The organism is Mesorhizobium sp. BR1-1-2, assembly GCF_020165435.1.
GTDB lineage: Bacteria > Pseudomonadota > Alphaproteobacteria > Rhizobiales > Rhizobiaceae > Mesorhizobium.
Map to the genome: position 1 here is coordinate 112,027 of NZ_JAIUID010000004.1, position 15,474 is coordinate 127,500.

Sequence of the window (15,474 nt, forward strand, 5' to 3'; positions counted from 1 at the left end):
TGAATCAGTTGTTGCGTGCGTGCCGGCGGCGGCCGAAACTGCGCCGGCAGGAAGCCTATTGGAGAAGAAGCCGCGATGCGTGACCCGGCCAGTGGCCCGCGCGTTCTGCTGAAACGGCTCCGCGAGCTCATGCAGGAGCCGCTGGAGCCGCAGGAGCGGCTCGACCGCATCGTGCGCGACATTGCCTCCAACATGGTCGCCGAAGTGTGCTCGCTCTATGTGCTGCGCGCCGATTCCGTGCTCGAGCTCTACGCCACCGAAGGCCTGAACCCGAACGCGGTGCACCTGGCGCAGCTCAGGTTGGGGCAAGGCCTGGTCGGCACGATCGCCGCCAGCGCGCGGCCGCTCAACCTGTCCAATGCTCAGGAACATCCGGCCTTCGCCTACCTGCCGGAAACCGGGGAAGAGATCTACAATTCCTTCCTCGGCGTGCCGGTGCTCAGGGCAGGGCGCACGCTGGGCGTGCTGGTGGTACAGAACAAAACCATGCGCCATTACCGCGACGACGAGGTCGAGGCGCTGGAAACCACCGCGATGGTGATCGCCGAGATGATCGCCACCGGCGATCTGGCGCGGCTGACGCGGCCCGGCCTCGAGCTCGATCTGCGCCGCCCGGTCAGCTTCACCGGCCTGTCCTTCAACGAGGGCGTCGGGCTCGGGCATGTCGTGCTGCACGAGCCGCGCATCGTCGTCACCAACCTGTTCAACGAGGACAGCGAGGAGGAAGTCCGCCGGCTTGAGGCCTCGCTCGGATCGCTCAGGCTTTCCATCGACGACATGCTTGAACGCCGCGATGTCGCCTTCGAGGGCGAACATCGCCAGGTGCTGGAAGCCTACCGCATGTTCGCAAATGACCGCGGTTGGGTACGGCGGCTGGAAGAGGCGATCCGTAACGGCCTGACGGCGGAAGCCGCGGTCGAAAAGGTGCAGAGCGACATGCGCGCCCGCATGCTGCACATGACCGATCCTTATCTGCGCGAGCGGATGAGCGATTTCGACGATCTCGCCAACCGGCTTCTGCGCCAGCTGATGGGACGCGGGCCTGATGATGTCGCCGCCTCGCTGCCGAAGGATGCCATCATCGTCGCCCGCTCGATGGGCGCCGCCGAACTGCTCGATTATCCCCGGGACAAATTGCGCGGGCTGGTGCTCGAGGATGGCGCCGCCACCAGCCACGTCGTCATCGTCGCGCGCGCCATGGGCATTCCCGTCGCCGGGCAGATGAAGGGCGCCGTTTCCATGGCGGAAAACGGCGATGCCATCATCGTCGACGGCGAGGAAGGCGCGATCCATCTTCGTCCGCAGTCGGATCTCGAAGCCGCCTATGCCGAAAAGGTGCGGTTCCGGGCGCGCCGGCAGGAAGTCTACCGCGAACTGCGCAAGAAGCCGTCGGTGACCAAGGACGGCGTTGCGGTCGACCTTTTGATGAATGCCGGACTTGCCGTCGATCTGCCGCAACTGGCCGAGTCGGGTGCCGCCGGGATCGGCCTGTTCCGCACCGAATTGCAATTCATGGTCGCCTCGACCTTTCCCCGTGCCGAGGCGCAGGAGCGGTTGTATCGGGACGTGCTCGATGCGGCGCGCGGCAAGCCGGTCACCTTCCGCACCATCGATATCGGCGGCGACAAGGTGCTGCCCTATTTCAAAGGCGCCATCCAGGAGGAGAACCCGGCGCTCGGCTGGCGGGCGATCCGCCTGACGCTGGACCGTCCGGGATTGCTGCGCACCCAGATCCGCGCCCTGCTGAAAGCCTGCGGCGGGCGGGAGCTCAAGCTGATGCTGCCGATGGTCACCGAACTCGGCGAGATCGCCCAGGCGCGCGAGATCATCGACCGCGAGGTGCGGCACCTGTCACGCTTTGCCCATCATTTGCCGACCAGCCTCAAGCTCGGGGCAATGCTGGAGGTGCCGTCCCTCCTGTTCCAGCTCGACGAGTTGATGAAGGCGGTCGACTTCGTCTCGGTCGGCTCGAACGACCTGTTCCAGTTCGTGATGGCGGTCGACCGCGGCAACACGCAGCTTTCCGACCGCTTCGATACGTTGTCGGCGCCGTTCCTGCGGGTGCTCAAGACCATCGCCGATGCCGGCGCCCGCAACCACACGCCCGTCACACTGTGCGGCGAACTCGCCGGCAAGCCGATCTCGGCAATGGCGCTGGTCGGCCTTGGTTTCCGCTCCATCTCGATGTCGCCCGCTTCGATCGGTCCGGTCAAGGCGATGCTGACCGAACTGCCGCTGGAGGCGTTGAAAGCGTTCTTCGACGACAATCTGATGGCGCCGGCCCAGGGGTTGCCGATGCGGGCGCTGCTGCAGGCCTTTGCCGACGACCGCTCCATTCCGTTATAGCACCTTTACAATGATCTCCCTTCCCCGCGATCGCATGGATCAAGTCGTCAAGCGTTTCGAAATGCTCGAAGCGCAGATGTCGGCCGGCCCAACGCCGGATGCCTATGTGAAGATGGCATCGGAATATGCCGAGCTCCAGGATATGGTTGCCAAGGTCAGGGCCTTGCGCTCGGCCGAGCACGAGCAGGCCGATCTCGAGGCGATGCTCGCCGACAAGGGCACCGATGCCGAGATGCGGGCGCTCGCCGAGGCGGATCTGCCAGGGGTCGAGGAGCGCATCGAGGCGTTGCAGAAGGACATCCAGATCCTGCTCCTGCCCAGGGATGCGGCCGACGACAAGAACGCCATCCTGGAAATCCGCGCCGGCACCGGCGGCGACGAGGCGGCATTGTTCGCCGGTGACCTGTTTCGCATGTATGAGCGCTATGCCGCTTCGCGCGGCTGGCGGTTCGAGACGGTGTCGGCCAGCGAGGGCGACGCCGGCGGCTATAAGGAAATCATCGCCACGGTTTCCGGCAAGGGAGTTTTCGCGCATCTGAAATTCGAGTCCGGCGTCCACCGGGTGCAGCGCGTGCCCGCGACCGAGGCCAGCGGACGCATCCACACCTCGGCGGCGACGGTGGCCGTGCTGCCGGAGGCGGAGGACGTCGACATCGACATCCGGGCCGAAGACATCCGCATCGACACGATGCGCGCGTCGGGTTCGGGCGGCCAGCACGTCAATACCACCGATTCGGCGGTGCGCATCACCCATCTACCGACAGGCATCATGGTGGTGCAGGCGGAGAAATCGCAGCACCAGAACCGGGCCAAGGCCATGCAGATCCTGCGGGCCCGGCTCTACGACCTGGAACGCAGCAGGGCCGACGAGGAGCGCTCGGAATCGCGCAAGTCGCAGGTCGGCTCCGGCGACCGCTCGGAGCGCATCCGTACCTACAATTTTCCGCAAGGCCGCGTTACCGATCATCGCATCAACCTGACGCTCTACAAGCTCGACCGGGTGATGATGGGCGAACTCGACGAAGTCATCGACGCGCTGATCGCCGATCACCAGTCGAAGCTGCTCGCCGATATCGGTCTTGATGGCTGATCCTTTGCCCCAGGCGCTGGGGCCGCTGCTGCGGGCAGCGCGAGCGCGCCTGGCCGCGGTCGATGATCCCGCGCTCGATGCAAGACTGATCGTGGAGCACTTTTCAGGCACGACCCGCACGCAGGCCATTGCCGATCCCGAACATGCGGTCGATGCCGCCGCTCTTGTCCAGATCGACCGCGCCTTGAGCCGTCGCGCGGGCGGCGAGCCCGTGCACCGCATCCTGGGGTACCGGGAGTTCTACGGGTTGCGGCTGTCGCTGTCGCCGGAAACGCTCGAGCCGCGGCCCGACACCGAAACGCTGGTCGAGGCCATACTGCCCTTCGTCAGGGCAACCGTCATGCGCGAGGGCGAGTGCCGCATCCTCGATCTGGGAACCGGCACCGGGGCGATCGCGCTGGCGTTGCTCAGCGCCGTGCCGGCAGCGATTGCCACCGGGGTCGACCTTTCGGAAGGGGCGTTGAGGACGGCAACGCGCAATGCCGCGCAATTGGGGCTTGGCGACCGGTTCACGGCGCTTCTGTCCGACTGGTTCGAAAAAGTTTCTGGCCGATACCATGTAATTGTCGCAAACCCTCCCTATATACAGTCGGAAGACATCGGAAATCTGCAGGATGAAGTCCGCGATTTCGACCCGCGTCTGGCCTTGGATGGCGGCGCGGATGGATTGGCCCCTTACAGGGTGATCGCCGCTGAGGCGGCTAAGTTTCTGGAAGCCGGAAGCAGAATTGCGGTCGAGATCGGCTACACACAGCACATCGAGGTTGCCGGTATATTTCGCTCGTTCGGCTATACGGTCGCCGGTGCGTTCGGCGACCTCGGCGGAAACGACAGGGTTCTTGTCTTTCAACGGGGAAAGCCTTGACGCAGTGCGAAAAAAACCGCTTGGCAATGCCGGGGAATGCGGCTAGGGTCGCCTTAACCGGATGAGACGAAGCAGGCAGTGCTCTTAGCGATTCGGTTTTCCTTGGAAATAGCTGCCTTCTTGCGCAAACGACGCCCAAGCTTCGTGCGGGAATCGTCCGGCAAGTGATGTAACCGGAACAGGATGGCACGTGGCGCCAACGCAATTGATGCGGGCGAACGCCGGTGAAGAAACGAAACGGCTGGCTGCATGAGCGCCACCGTTCGTGAAGAGTTTTCGAAAATTTCAATATGAAGAGAGTCGAATGAGGCCACAACAGCAGAACAGGCGCATGCGCGGTCGCAACAACAATGGCGGCGGCGGCAACAACAATAACAACAACCGCAAGGGGCCAAATCCCCTGACGCGCAACTACGAGAGCAACGGCCCGGACGTGAAGATCCGCGGGTCTGCTCAGCAGATCGCTGAAAAATACGCCACCCTTGCCCGTGATGCGCAAAGCTCCGGCGACCGGGTGATGGCGGAGAACTATCTCCAGCACGCCGAGCACTATAATCGCATCATTGCCGCCGCGCAGGCGCAGATGCCGATCCAGAACGTCCAGCAGAATCGCGACGAATTCGACGATGATGGCGATGAGGATCGCGACGAGTTCGACAATGCCGGTAACAGCGGGGCCGGCAACACCGGCAACAACGTTGCGGATGCGCCGGTTCCGGTGATCAACCACGGCGCGGGTCCGCAGCCGGTTATCGAAGGCATGCCGGCAGAAGTCGCGCTGAACCGGGAAAACGGCCGCGATCGTGATAATCGCGATCGTGATAATAATGGCGGGCGCAACAGTGGCGGCCGCGACAATAATGGCGGACGCCATCGCGACCGCCGCCCCAATGGCGGCTATGGCCAGAACAGCCAGCGCGGCGATTATGGTTCGCCCGCCGAGCAGGGTGCCCAGCAGCAGCGCAACGAGACGGCCGAACAGGCCGAGGCCGCCACGCCAGCCGAATCCGTCGCACCGGTCGAGCAGGCGGCGCCGCTGTTCGAGAACCTGTCGCCGGCCGGGCTCGCAGCCCAGGCCGAACTCAATGCGACGGCCGCAGAGACTGGTCCCAGCCGTCGTCCGAGGCGTCCGCGCCGTCCGCGCGGCACTGCCGACCAGATCGCCGGCGGCAATGACAATGCCGACGCTGGCGAGGTGGCCGCGGCACCGACGGACAATGGCAACGCCGACACCGCGGTCGCCGACATCGACAACTGAGCGGCGACGCTTCCATGCATTGAACGGCGGAGAGAAATCTCCGCCGTTTTCGTTTTGCGCGGCTGCGGAATATTATGCTTTCGCAGCCATCGAGACGTCTTGAGGGTTCGCGGGTTGCGCACCATATCAGCCTCAACTGGACCCGGCTCTAACGGGCGGGTCCGTCACCGCAATCTGATCCGGTGCCGCAAAGCGGGCCGGTGATGGAAGGAGACAGGTATGAATATCGAGAAATACTCGGAGCGCGTGCGCGGCTTCATCCAATCCGCGCAGACCATGGCGCTCTCGCGAAACCACCAGCAATTTACCCCCGAACATATCCTGAAAGTGCTCGTCGATGACGACGAGGGTCTGGCTGCGTCGCTCATCGAGCGCGCCGGCGGCAGCGTCCGCGACGTCAAGCTCGGCATCGAGACGGCACTCGAAGCGATGCCCAAGGTGGAGGGCGGCAACGGCCAGCTCTATCTGGCGCAGCCGCTGGCCAAGGTGTTTTCGACGGCCGAGGAACTGGCCAAGAAGGCCGGTGACAGCTTCGTTACGGTCGAAAGGCTGCTGACGGCGCTGGCGGTCGAGAAATCAGCCAAGACATCAGACATACTGGCCAAGGCCGGCGTCACCGCGCAGGCACTCAATCAGGTCATCAACGATGTCCGCAAGGGTCGCACCGCCGATTCGGCGAACGCCGAACAGGGCTATGACGCGCTGAAGAAATATGCGCGCGATCTCACCGCCGATGCCCGCGCCGGCAAGCTCGATCCGGTCATCGGCCGCGACGACGAGATCCGCCGCACCATCCAGGTGCTGTCGCGCCGCACCAAGAACAACCCGGTGCTGATCGGCGAGCCGGGCGTCGGCAAGACGGCGATCGCCGAAGGCCTGGCGCTGCGCATCGTCAATGGCGACGTGCCGGAATCGCTGAAGGACAAGCAGCTGATGGCGCTCGACATGGGCGCGCTGATCGCCGGCGCCAAATATCGCGGTGAGTTCGAGGAGCGGCTGAAGGCCGTGCTTTCCGAGGTCACTGCCGCTGCCGGCGGGATCATCCTGTTCATCGACGAGATGCACACCCTGGTCGGTGCCGGCAAGGCGGACGGCGCCATGGATGCGTCCAACCTTCTGAAGCCGGCGCTGGCGCGCGGCGAGCTGCACTGCGTCGGCGCCACCACGCTCGACGAATACCGCAAGCATGTGGAGAAGGATGCCGCGCTCGCCCGCCGCTTCCAGCCGGTCTTCGTCGAGGAGCCGACGGTGGAGGACACGGTCTCGATCCTGCGCGGCCTGAAGGAGAAATACGAACAGCACCACAAGGTGCGCATTTCCGATTCGGCGCTGGTCGCGGCGGCGACGCTGTCCAACCGCTACATCGCCGACCGGTTCCTGCCGGACAAGGCGATCGACCTCGTCGACGAAGCCGCTTCGAGGCTTCGCATGCAGGTCGATTCCAAGCCCGAAGCGCTGGACGAGATCGACCGCCGCATCATGCAGCTCAAGATCGAGCGCGAAGCGCTGAAGGTCGAGAAGGACGAGGCTTCGAAGGACAGGCTTGCCCGGCTCGAGAAGGATCTCGCCAGCCTCGAGGAGGAATCGACCGAGATGACCTCGAAGTGGCAGGCCGAGAAGCAGAAGCTCGGGCTCGCCGCCGATCTCAAGAAGCAGCTTGACGAGGCGCGCAACGAGCTGGCCATCGCCCAGCGCAAGGGCGAGTTCCAGCGCGCCGGCGAGCTTGCCTACGGCAAGATTCCGGAACTGGAGAAGAAGCTGAAGGAAGCCGAGGCTCAGGACGGCAAGGCCGGCATGGTCGAGGAAGTGGTCACGCCCGATCATGTCGCCCACATCGTCTCGCGCTGGACCGGAATTCCGGTCGACAAGATGCTGGAAGGCGAGCGCGACAAGCTGTTGCGCATGGAAGACGAGATCGGCAAGCGCGTCGTCGGCCAGGGCGAGGCGGTGCAAGCGGTTTCCAAGGCAGTGCGGCGCGCCCGCGCCGGCCTGCAGGACCCGAACCGGCCGATCGGCTCGTTCATGTTCCTCGGCCCGACCGGCGTCGGCAAGACCGAACTGACCAAGGCGCTGGCGAACTTCCTGTTCGACGACGAGAGCGCGATGGTGCGCATCGACATGTCGGAGTTCATGGAGAAGCATTCGGTTGCCCGATTGATCGGCGCGCCTCCCGGCTATGTCGGTTATGAGGAAGGCGGCGCGCTGACCGAAGCGGTGCGGCGCCGGCCCTATCAGGTCGTGCTGTTCGACGAGATCGAGAAAGCGCATCCCGACGTGTTCAACGTGCTCCTGCAGGTGCTCGACGACGGCCGGCTCACCGATGGGCAGGGCCGCACGGTCGACTTCCGCAACACGCTGATCATCATGACGTCGAATCTCGGCGCCGAATACCTGGTCAATCTCGGCGAAGACCAGGATGTCGACCAGGTTCGCGACGAGGTGATGAACGTCGTCAAGGCGTCGTTCCGGCCGGAGTTCCTCAACCGCGTCGACGAGGTGATCCTGTTCCATCGGCTGCGCCGGCAGGATATGGGCCGCATCGTCGAAATCCAGCTCAAACGGCTGGAAAACCTGCTGGTCGACCGCAAGATCACGCTGTCGCTGGACCAGGAGGCGATCGACTGGCTGGCATCCAAGGGTTACGACCCTGCCTATGGCGCGCGGCCGTTGAAGCGGGTGATGCAGAAAGACTTGCAGGATCCGCTGGCTGAGAAGATCCTGCTCGGCGAGATCCTCGACGGCTCGACCGTCAAGGTGACAGCCGGCTCCGACCGGCTGAACTTCCGTTCGAAGCCGACGGTCGTCGCGACCGAAGCGGCAGCCTGATCGAACGCCGCGCGCCCGGCCTGGGCGCGCGGCCTTTTCATGCCATTCGGCAGGAGCACGCATGACGCTGGACGACTATAACGGCTTCTGCGCCTCGCTGCCCGCCACATCGCATGTCGTCCAGTGGGGCGGCGCCCATGTCTGGAAGGTCGGCGCCAAGGTCTTTGCCATCGGCGGCTGGAGCGAGGGCCGTGACCCTTTCATCACCTTCAAATGTTCCGATATTGCCTATGATGTGCTGAAGGAGCAGCCGGGCTTGCGACCCGCACCCTACCTTGCCTCGCGCGGCATGAAATGGATCCAGCGCCAGACAAGCCAGAGCATGGATGATGGCGCGCTGAAGGATTATCTGCGCGAGAGCCATCGTCTTGTCGCCCTGAAGTTGACGAAGCAGGCGCGAAAGGAACTGGGACTTGCCTGAGGCTAGAGCGCGTCACGTTCGACGGATCCAGGCGACGCGCTTTAGCCCTTTGTTCCATGCATATCGTTCGCCCCAAACCGGGTCGCTTTTGGACGATGTGCATTTAGCTGATATTCCTCGAGGCGCCGGAAAACCGCCATCTTCATGCCCGGTTCATATTGGAACCTTATGGTCGGGCGGTGGTTCGCTGGCGAAGGACTCGCTACGCGCGAAAGCCGCCGGCGACGGCAATTACGGACCGGAGAGTTTGCCCACCATGTTGCGGACGATCTTCACCCTTTCGGCACTTGCGGCCGGACTGGCGTTCTCAAGCGCGTTCGCCGCGCCGACCGAGGACGCTTCGCCGCGGGTCGTCCGCCCCGCTGATGACGGCGGCATCCTGCTGGCCCAGGACGGCAATCTCGACATCTATTACGACGCCAGGGGCAACCGCGTCATCGTCGATGCCGACACGGGTAAGGTCATCGCCATCCAGCCGCCGCAGACCAGGCTCGACCGGCGCGCGCTGCGCCGCGAGACACGGCTGCGCGAACTCGGCCGCGTTCCCGCCGACGACGACCGCTACTATCTCGACGATCCGGAAGACATGGCACGCTTCCGCCGCAGGCAGATGGAAGACGAAGGCCGGGTCATCGCGCCTCCGGTTCGCGAAGACGACCCCTATGGCGACAATTCCGTCGAGGCCTATCCGCCAGCGCCGCAGGATGATGGTGGCTACGACGACAATTATCCGGAAGCGCCGCAGCCGGCGACGCCGCGCCCCATCGAGCGCCAGCCGCTGAACGAAGCCTCGATAGAACCTGTCCAGCCCGCGGCTCCCGCGGGGCCTGCCGACCAGGCGGCATTGCCGCCGAAGGCGGGCGGCAAGACCGTGGTCGATCCGTCGCTTTCGCTCGGAGCACGCCAGGACGTCGCGGCTCTGCAGGTGCTGCTCGATCGCGGCGGCGCTTCGCCTGGCGTCATCGACGGACGCTTCGGTTCGAATGTCGACAAGGCGCTGGCGGCCTACAACCAGATCACCGGCAGCAATCTGCGATCGACCGACGCTGTCGGTATCCAGGCGGCCCTTGCACAATCGGGCGGCGATGCGTTGGCCAACTACACCATCACGCCAGAGGATGCGGCCGGCCCCTATGTCGCGTCGATCCCGGAAGATTACAGCCAGAAGGCGCAGCTCGACCGCATGGGCTATACGTCCGTCGCCGAAGCGCTTGCCGAGCGCTTCCACATGGACGAGAACTATCTCAAGGCGCTCAACCCGGAAGCCAATTTCAACCGTCCCGGAACGATCATCAAGGTCGCCAATTTTGGCAGGCTGGTGTCGACGCCGGTGGCTCGCATCGTCGCCGACAAGGGCAAGAAAGAGGTCTTTGCCTATGATGCGGCGGGCAAGCTGGTCGCGGCCTATCCCGCCACCATCGGCTCGTCCGACACGCCGTCGCCGTCCGGCATTCATGCCGTGTCCCGTGTCGCGCTCGATCCGAACTACACCTACAATCCCAACATCAATTTCAAACAGGGCGAGAACAACAAGATCCTGACCATTCCGCCCGGCCCGAACGGCCCTGTCGGCTCGGTGTGGATCGCCTTGGACAAGCCGACTTACGGCATCCATGGCACGCCGGACCCCTCGAAGATCGGCAAGACTGAAAGCCATGGTTGCGTGCGGCTGACCAATTGGGATGCCCGCGAACTGGCCAAGCTGGTTTCGCCCGGCGTGACGGTGGAATTCGTCGACTGAGACGATGCGGCGTTCGTCGCCGGTTAGAGCGGTTTAGCGTTCGATAGACTGCCGAGCCGCTCCAGCGCGGTGCGCTTTTGCCGGGAAACCGCCACGTTTTTCCTGGAATTGCTCTACCCGATTATCCTGCGCAACCATTTCGCACTCGGTGTCGCGGCATAAATCAGCTGCACCACGAGAATGAAGCCGACGCTGAGCAGCGGGGTAACCAGACAGAGCAGGGCGCCGACCGCCCACAGAAGCTGCGCCTTGACGATGCGCAAGTGGACCGTGCGTTTCGTTTCGGCGTCGACGTCATCCGCCAGAAAGCCCTTTTTCTCCGCATAGCGCCAGCTGGCGATCAGGGTGACGCCGAGCATCAGCAGATTGAGCCAGTAGACGACGACCGCGGTTCTGAATTCGAGGAAGTCGGCCAGGAGATCGGTCGAGAACGGCAACAGGGCGATAAAGGCGAGAAAGCACAAATTGAGCGTCGCCAGCCGCCTGTCGGATCTGGTGATCAACCCATGCTGCGCCTGCTGGCCGAACCAGAAGATGGTCAGGGTCAGGAAGGAAAGCGCATAGGTCAGGAAGCGCGGCGCCAACGCCAGGACGGCGTCGATGAGATCGCCTTCGGAATGGATCGCCTCGTGCGTCGGTACACGAATCTCCAGAACGATCAGGGTCAGCGCGATGGCGAAGACGCCGTCAGTCAGCCCGACGACTCGGTGGAGCCCGGACTGGGATGGTTCGAGCGGTCGCTTCATCGATTTTCTCCCCTGTCTGATCGGCTCCCGTCCGATGCCGCGTGAAAGCTTAGCATGCCGGCGCTTGTTTGCACCTGCGTGGGCCGGCACCTGCCAATGCGGCCAGGTCGCAGCGCAGCTGGTTTCAACGACCGGGACCGCTGGCTGGTTGTTGCGGGCGCGCCGCGGGTTTATGCAGGTTGCATGCATTCACCGAGCAAAGCCGCAGCCGTCCCGCCGCCGACCGCCAACGGTACGTTCTGCCCGCAGTCGCAGCGGCACTATGTGCTGATCGCCGCGATCCTGGCTTCAGCGCTTGGTTTCATCGACGGTTCGATCCTTGCCATCGCCACGCCGGCGATCCGCGTCGATCTCGGCGCCAGCCTGGCGCAAGCGCAGTGGATCTCCAATGCCTATGCGCTGACGCTTTCGGCGCTCATCCTCGCCGGCGGTGCTGCCGGCGACCGCTTCGGCCTGCGCCGCGCCTTCGTCGTCGGCATCGCGCTGTTCATCGCCGCTTCGCTGGCCTGCGCGCTGGCGCCCAATCCGGCGGTGCTGATCGCGTTCCGTGCAATCCAGGGCATCGGCGCGGCGATCATGGTGCCGGGCAGCCTTGCGATCATCGCAAAAGCCTATCCGAAAAAGGAGCGCGGCCGCGCAATCGGCATCTGGGCCGCCGCTTCGGCGTTGACCACGGCACTCGGTCCGGTGCTGGGCGGCTTCGTGCTGTCGACTTTCGGCAATGGAATCTGGCGTGCGATATTTGCGATCAACCTGCCGCTTGGGCTGGTTTCGATCTACCTGCTGCTCGCCAAGATCCCGGCGGATCGGCCGACCGAAAAGCGCAGCCTCGATCTTGGCGGCGCGGCGTTGGCGACACTGGCCTTCGGGTTGCTGGCTTACGGGCTGACGGCGATGAACGCGGAGGCTGCCGGATTCATGTCGGGTTCGGCAATCATTGCCGGCGTGGTCTTGCTTTTCGTCTTCATTTTCTACGAGCGCCGGCAGCGCGAGCCGATGATCGATCTCAATCTGTTTCGCATCGGCGCCTTCGCCGGCGCCAATCTCGCGACCTTCTTCCTCTATTTCGCGCTGTCGGCCAATCTTTTCTACCTGCCCATGCTTTTGATCGCCGGCTGGGGGCTGAGCACGGCCGAGGTCGGCTTCATCTTCCTGCCGCTGTCCGCATTGATCGCACTGCTGTCTGGGCCTGTCGGCGAGTGGTCCGACCGGATCGGACCGCGTTTTCCGATCGCCAGCGGCAGTCTGGTGGTTGCCTTCGCCTTCGCCGGGCTTGGCTTGTTGACATATGCCGGTATCCACAATTTCTGGACCGGAACATTTCCGCTGATGGCGCTGATGGGGTTCGGCATGGCGCTGGTGGTGTCGCCGCTGTCGACCGCGATCATGACGGCGGTGGAAGACAAGGATACGGGCGCGGCCTCCGGTATCAACAATGCCGTCTCGCGCATAGGCGGCCTGATCGCGGTTGCTGCTATGGGGTCGCTTGCCGCCTGGGTCTACGCGAAGGTCCTGGATGGCAACACTGTTCCCGGCGTGCCGGGGTTCGGTGAACCGGCGACGACCGGACTGGCCCCTTCTGTCGACGCCGCACGGCTTGCCGCCAGCGACGGCGCATTCTCGGCTGTTTCCTTTGTAACGGCGCTGCTTTGCCTGCTTTCGGCCGTCATCGCCTGGCTGACGGTTTCAGGCGAATCATTGCCATGGCGCCGGCCCGCCGAAAACCCTCGCGACTGAGGGGTGGATCGAAGGAACTATCCTTCGATCTTGGCGCTCGCGACCTTCAGCGAATCACTGTCTTCCTGCTTCAGCAGGTCGTCGATGCGCTCGCGTTCACGCTTGAAGGCGACAAGGTCGTCGCCCTTCAGCACCTTACCGACCGGCAGGCGGACGCGCATCGGATCGACCTTGGTGCCATTGACGATCAGCTCGTAGTGAAGATGCGGGCCGGTGGCGAGGCCGGTCTGGCCGAGATAGCCGATGGTCTGGCCCTGGCGGACGTGAACGCCCGGTTCGATGCCTTTGGCAAAGGCGCTCTGGTGATTGTAGGAGGTCTCATAGCCGTTGGCATGGCGGATGATGATCTGCTTGCCATAGCCGCCGGCCCAGCCGACCTTCTCGATGACGCCATTGCCGGCGGCGATGATCGGCGTGCCTATGGGGGCTGCCCAGTCGACGCCGGTATGCATGCGGACATAGCCGAGAATCGGGTGCCTGCGCGCGCCAAAGCCGGAGCGGAACTTTCCGGCGGGCAACGGATTGCGCAGCAGGAACTGCTGGGCGCTCGAGCCGTCCTCGTCGAAATAATCCGTGCTGCCGTCCTCCATCTGGAAGCGGTAGAAATTGCGCGTCTGTCCGCCGAAGGTCGCCGAGACGTAAAGTAATTCGGAATTGTCCGAGGTCTGGTCGTCGCCGTCGGGCTGCGAGAACAGCACTTCGAGGCGATCGGCCGGATTGAGGCGAGACTGGAAGTCGACGTCTGAGGCCAACAGCTTGATCAGCCGCTGCGTCATGGCCTTGGACATGCCGTAGGAATAGGCGGCGCGGTAGATACCGTCATAGACGTTGGGCAGGTTACCGCGCACCACCACCGGCGCCGACGAATCATCGAACGCCGTCAGCAACTCGGGATTGGGCTCTGGTTCCTGCGCGGGCACATACTGGCCGCGATCGTCGAGCGCTATGGTGACGATATGCTGGGTCCGGTCGTAGACGCTGGTTCGCACGACCTTGGCAGCGTCGCCATGAACCTCGAGACCGACACGAAGCACGGTTCCAGCCTTGAGCGCGGGGGCGTTCAAGAGCTTGGTGATCGCCTCGGCCATGCCGGCGGCGTCCTCGCCCGTATAGCCCGAATCTGCGAAGGCTTCCGTGACGGCGAGATCCTTGGTGAAAGGGATGATTTCCTCGGCGAAGGCCGGTGCCTGGTCGTCGGCGTTGGCACGCGGCGCGACCGAAACGTTTTCCGGCACGATCCTGACGTCGTAGGAGCCGGCCATGCTCTCGGCAAAGGCCTCGCCAAATCGCTGCGGGTCGACATAGTGGAGAGAAGCGACCTGGACGGCGCCGTCGCTGAGATCGGTGCCGGCCTCGCGCACCACCTTTTCCACCTCGTCGGCGGAAAGGTCGCTCTTTTCATCGAAGGAAGCCGTTTCAATGGGAAAATCGACGGTCTTCAGGCTCATTTCGCTTTCGACCTTGGTGCCGTAGATCTGGCCCGGCGTAGCGGCGGCCGTCGCCGGTTGCGCCGATGCGTCGTCACCGTCGTCGCCGAACACCTGCATCGGATCGAAGGGCGGGTATGGCCGGTTGGTGGTATGGCCGGCCGCCAATGCCATCTTGATCTGCACGAAGGGCATGGTGTGGATGACATCGCGGTCGCCGACCTTTGTGACCATCGACACTTCCATGCGCCGGCGGTCCTTGGCCTTGGCGATCTGGCGCGGCGCCACCAGCCTGGTGGTCTTGGCCATCTCGCCCGAATCGCCATTGCCGGCAAGGCCGATCAGTTCGGCGATCTCGGGTGGCGTCGCAAGTTGCTGGCGCCCGTCGAGGGCGGCGAACAGCGCCACGCCCATCAGCACGCTTGAGGTCACGCCGGTCAAAAACGTCCCCGACAGCCAGCGCGCGGAAACCTCGCGCCGATCGGGGGGGCCACTGCGGCCGTCCGCAATAAGCGGCGGCTCGTTGCCGAGTTCGGCTATGACATCTTCCGTATCTGGCATCCAGAAAGGCTGCTTTTTCCCCGGGCGGAACGGCTTGTCGCTTTTGTTGTGGCCATGACATTTGCCTGTCACGGCAGGTTAAGTCAACGAAGCCTCGGGCCCCGGTCGAATTCCCCTCGCGCGCTTCTCTTATAGAGCGCTCTGCAAAGAGGGCGGCGTTCCCCTTCTCAAGGGCTCATCGCACACCTCTATATGAGGCTCTCAAAAGGGGCACCGCGCCGCTGCGCTGCGCCCGCTTTGTCGGTTCTGGTGTCGAACGGCAATGCGGCGGCAATAGGGCTCCTTCGTGGCTGGATACTCCTTGGGATCCTCTTCCCCAACGGCAGCCGGCTATCGACAAATCGGGCCCGAAATTTCTGTCGCAAAAAGTTCAAAAACTTCTTGGATCGGTGTTGACAGTTTGTCTGGGTGGCGACTATATACGCCTCACGAACGAGGGCGGTGCGCCGCTGGCGA

At 63.9% G+C, this 15,474-nt stretch carries 10 protein-coding genes; 8 read left to right on the forward strand and 2 right to left on the reverse strand.

What is annotated here, in order from left to right; all coding sequences use genetic code 11:
• Positions 1-75 precede the first annotated feature (75 nt).
• The 7 genes from ptsP (at position 76) to LB551_RS10180 (ending at position 10,547) form a co-directional block, all read left to right on the forward strand.
• Positions 76-2,346, forward strand: a complete 2,271-nt coding sequence (ptsP, locus tag LB551_RS10150) for a phosphoenolpyruvate--protein phosphotransferase (RefSeq protein ID WP_140553186.1) — start codon at positions 76-78, stop codon at positions 2,344-2,346.
• A 10-nt stretch (positions 2,347-2,356) separates the two neighbouring features.
• Complete coding sequence (gene prfA / locus LB551_RS10155) at positions 2,357-3,436, forward strand: peptide chain release factor 1 (RefSeq protein WP_140553185.1); 1,080 nt, start codon at positions 2,357-2,359, stop codon at positions 3,434-3,436.
• Positions 3,429-4,301, forward strand: a complete 873-nt coding sequence (gene prmC / locus LB551_RS10160) for a peptide chain release factor N(5)-glutamine methyltransferase (protein ID WP_224659083.1) — start codon at positions 3,429-3,431, stop codon at positions 4,299-4,301. The genes prfA and prmC overlap by 8 nt, the downstream gene beginning before the upstream one ends.
• Positions 4,302-4,605: 304 nt before the next feature.
• Positions 4,606-5,559, forward strand: a complete 954-nt coding sequence (locus tag LB551_RS10165; protein WP_224659084.1) for a DUF4167 domain-containing protein — start codon at positions 4,606-4,608, stop codon at positions 5,557-5,559.
• Positions 5,560-5,778: 219 nt separating this feature from the next.
• On the forward strand, positions 5,779-8,385 hold the full coding sequence (gene clpB / locus LB551_RS10170) for an ATP-dependent chaperone ClpB (RefSeq protein ID WP_224629449.1): 2,607 nt from the start codon (positions 5,779-5,781) through the stop codon (positions 8,383-8,385).
• 61 nt (positions 8,386-8,446) lie between these two features.
• Positions 8,447-8,806: an MmcQ/YjbR family DNA-binding protein gene (locus tag LB551_RS10175; RefSeq protein WP_140500941.1), complete on the forward strand. Its 360-nt coding sequence runs from the start codon at positions 8,447-8,449 to the stop codon at positions 8,804-8,806.
• A 256-nt stretch (positions 8,807-9,062) separates the two neighbouring features.
• The gene (locus tag LB551_RS10180; protein WP_224659085.1) at positions 9,063-10,547 is read left to right on the forward strand and encodes a L,D-transpeptidase family protein; all 1,485 of its coding nucleotides are present in this window, start codon (positions 9,063-9,065) and stop codon (positions 10,545-10,547) included.
• A gap of 113 nt (positions 10,548-10,660) precedes the next feature.
• On the opposite strand, the gene LB551_RS10185 is transcribed toward LB551_RS10180, so the two are convergent.
• Positions 10,661-11,293, reverse strand: coding sequence for a TMEM175 family protein (locus tag LB551_RS10185; protein ID WP_224629460.1), 633 nt, complete (start codon positions 11,291-11,293; stop codon positions 10,661-10,663).
• Between the two features lie 183 nt (positions 11,294-11,476).
• On the opposite strand from LB551_RS10185, the gene LB551_RS10190 reads away from it, so the two are divergent.
• A complete protein-coding gene (locus LB551_RS10190; protein WP_224659086.1) occupies positions 11,477-13,030 on the forward strand; it encodes an MFS transporter in 1,554 nt (517 codons plus the stop codon).
• A gap of 17 nt (positions 13,031-13,047) precedes the next feature.
• Here the strand turns inward: LB551_RS10190 and LB551_RS10195 are convergent, their stop codons facing one another.
• Positions 13,048-15,018: a M23 family metallopeptidase gene (locus LB551_RS10195; RefSeq protein WP_224629465.1), complete on the reverse strand. Its 1,971-nt coding sequence runs from the start codon at positions 15,016-15,018 to the stop codon at positions 13,048-13,050.
• Positions 15,019-15,474 lie beyond the last annotated feature (456 nt).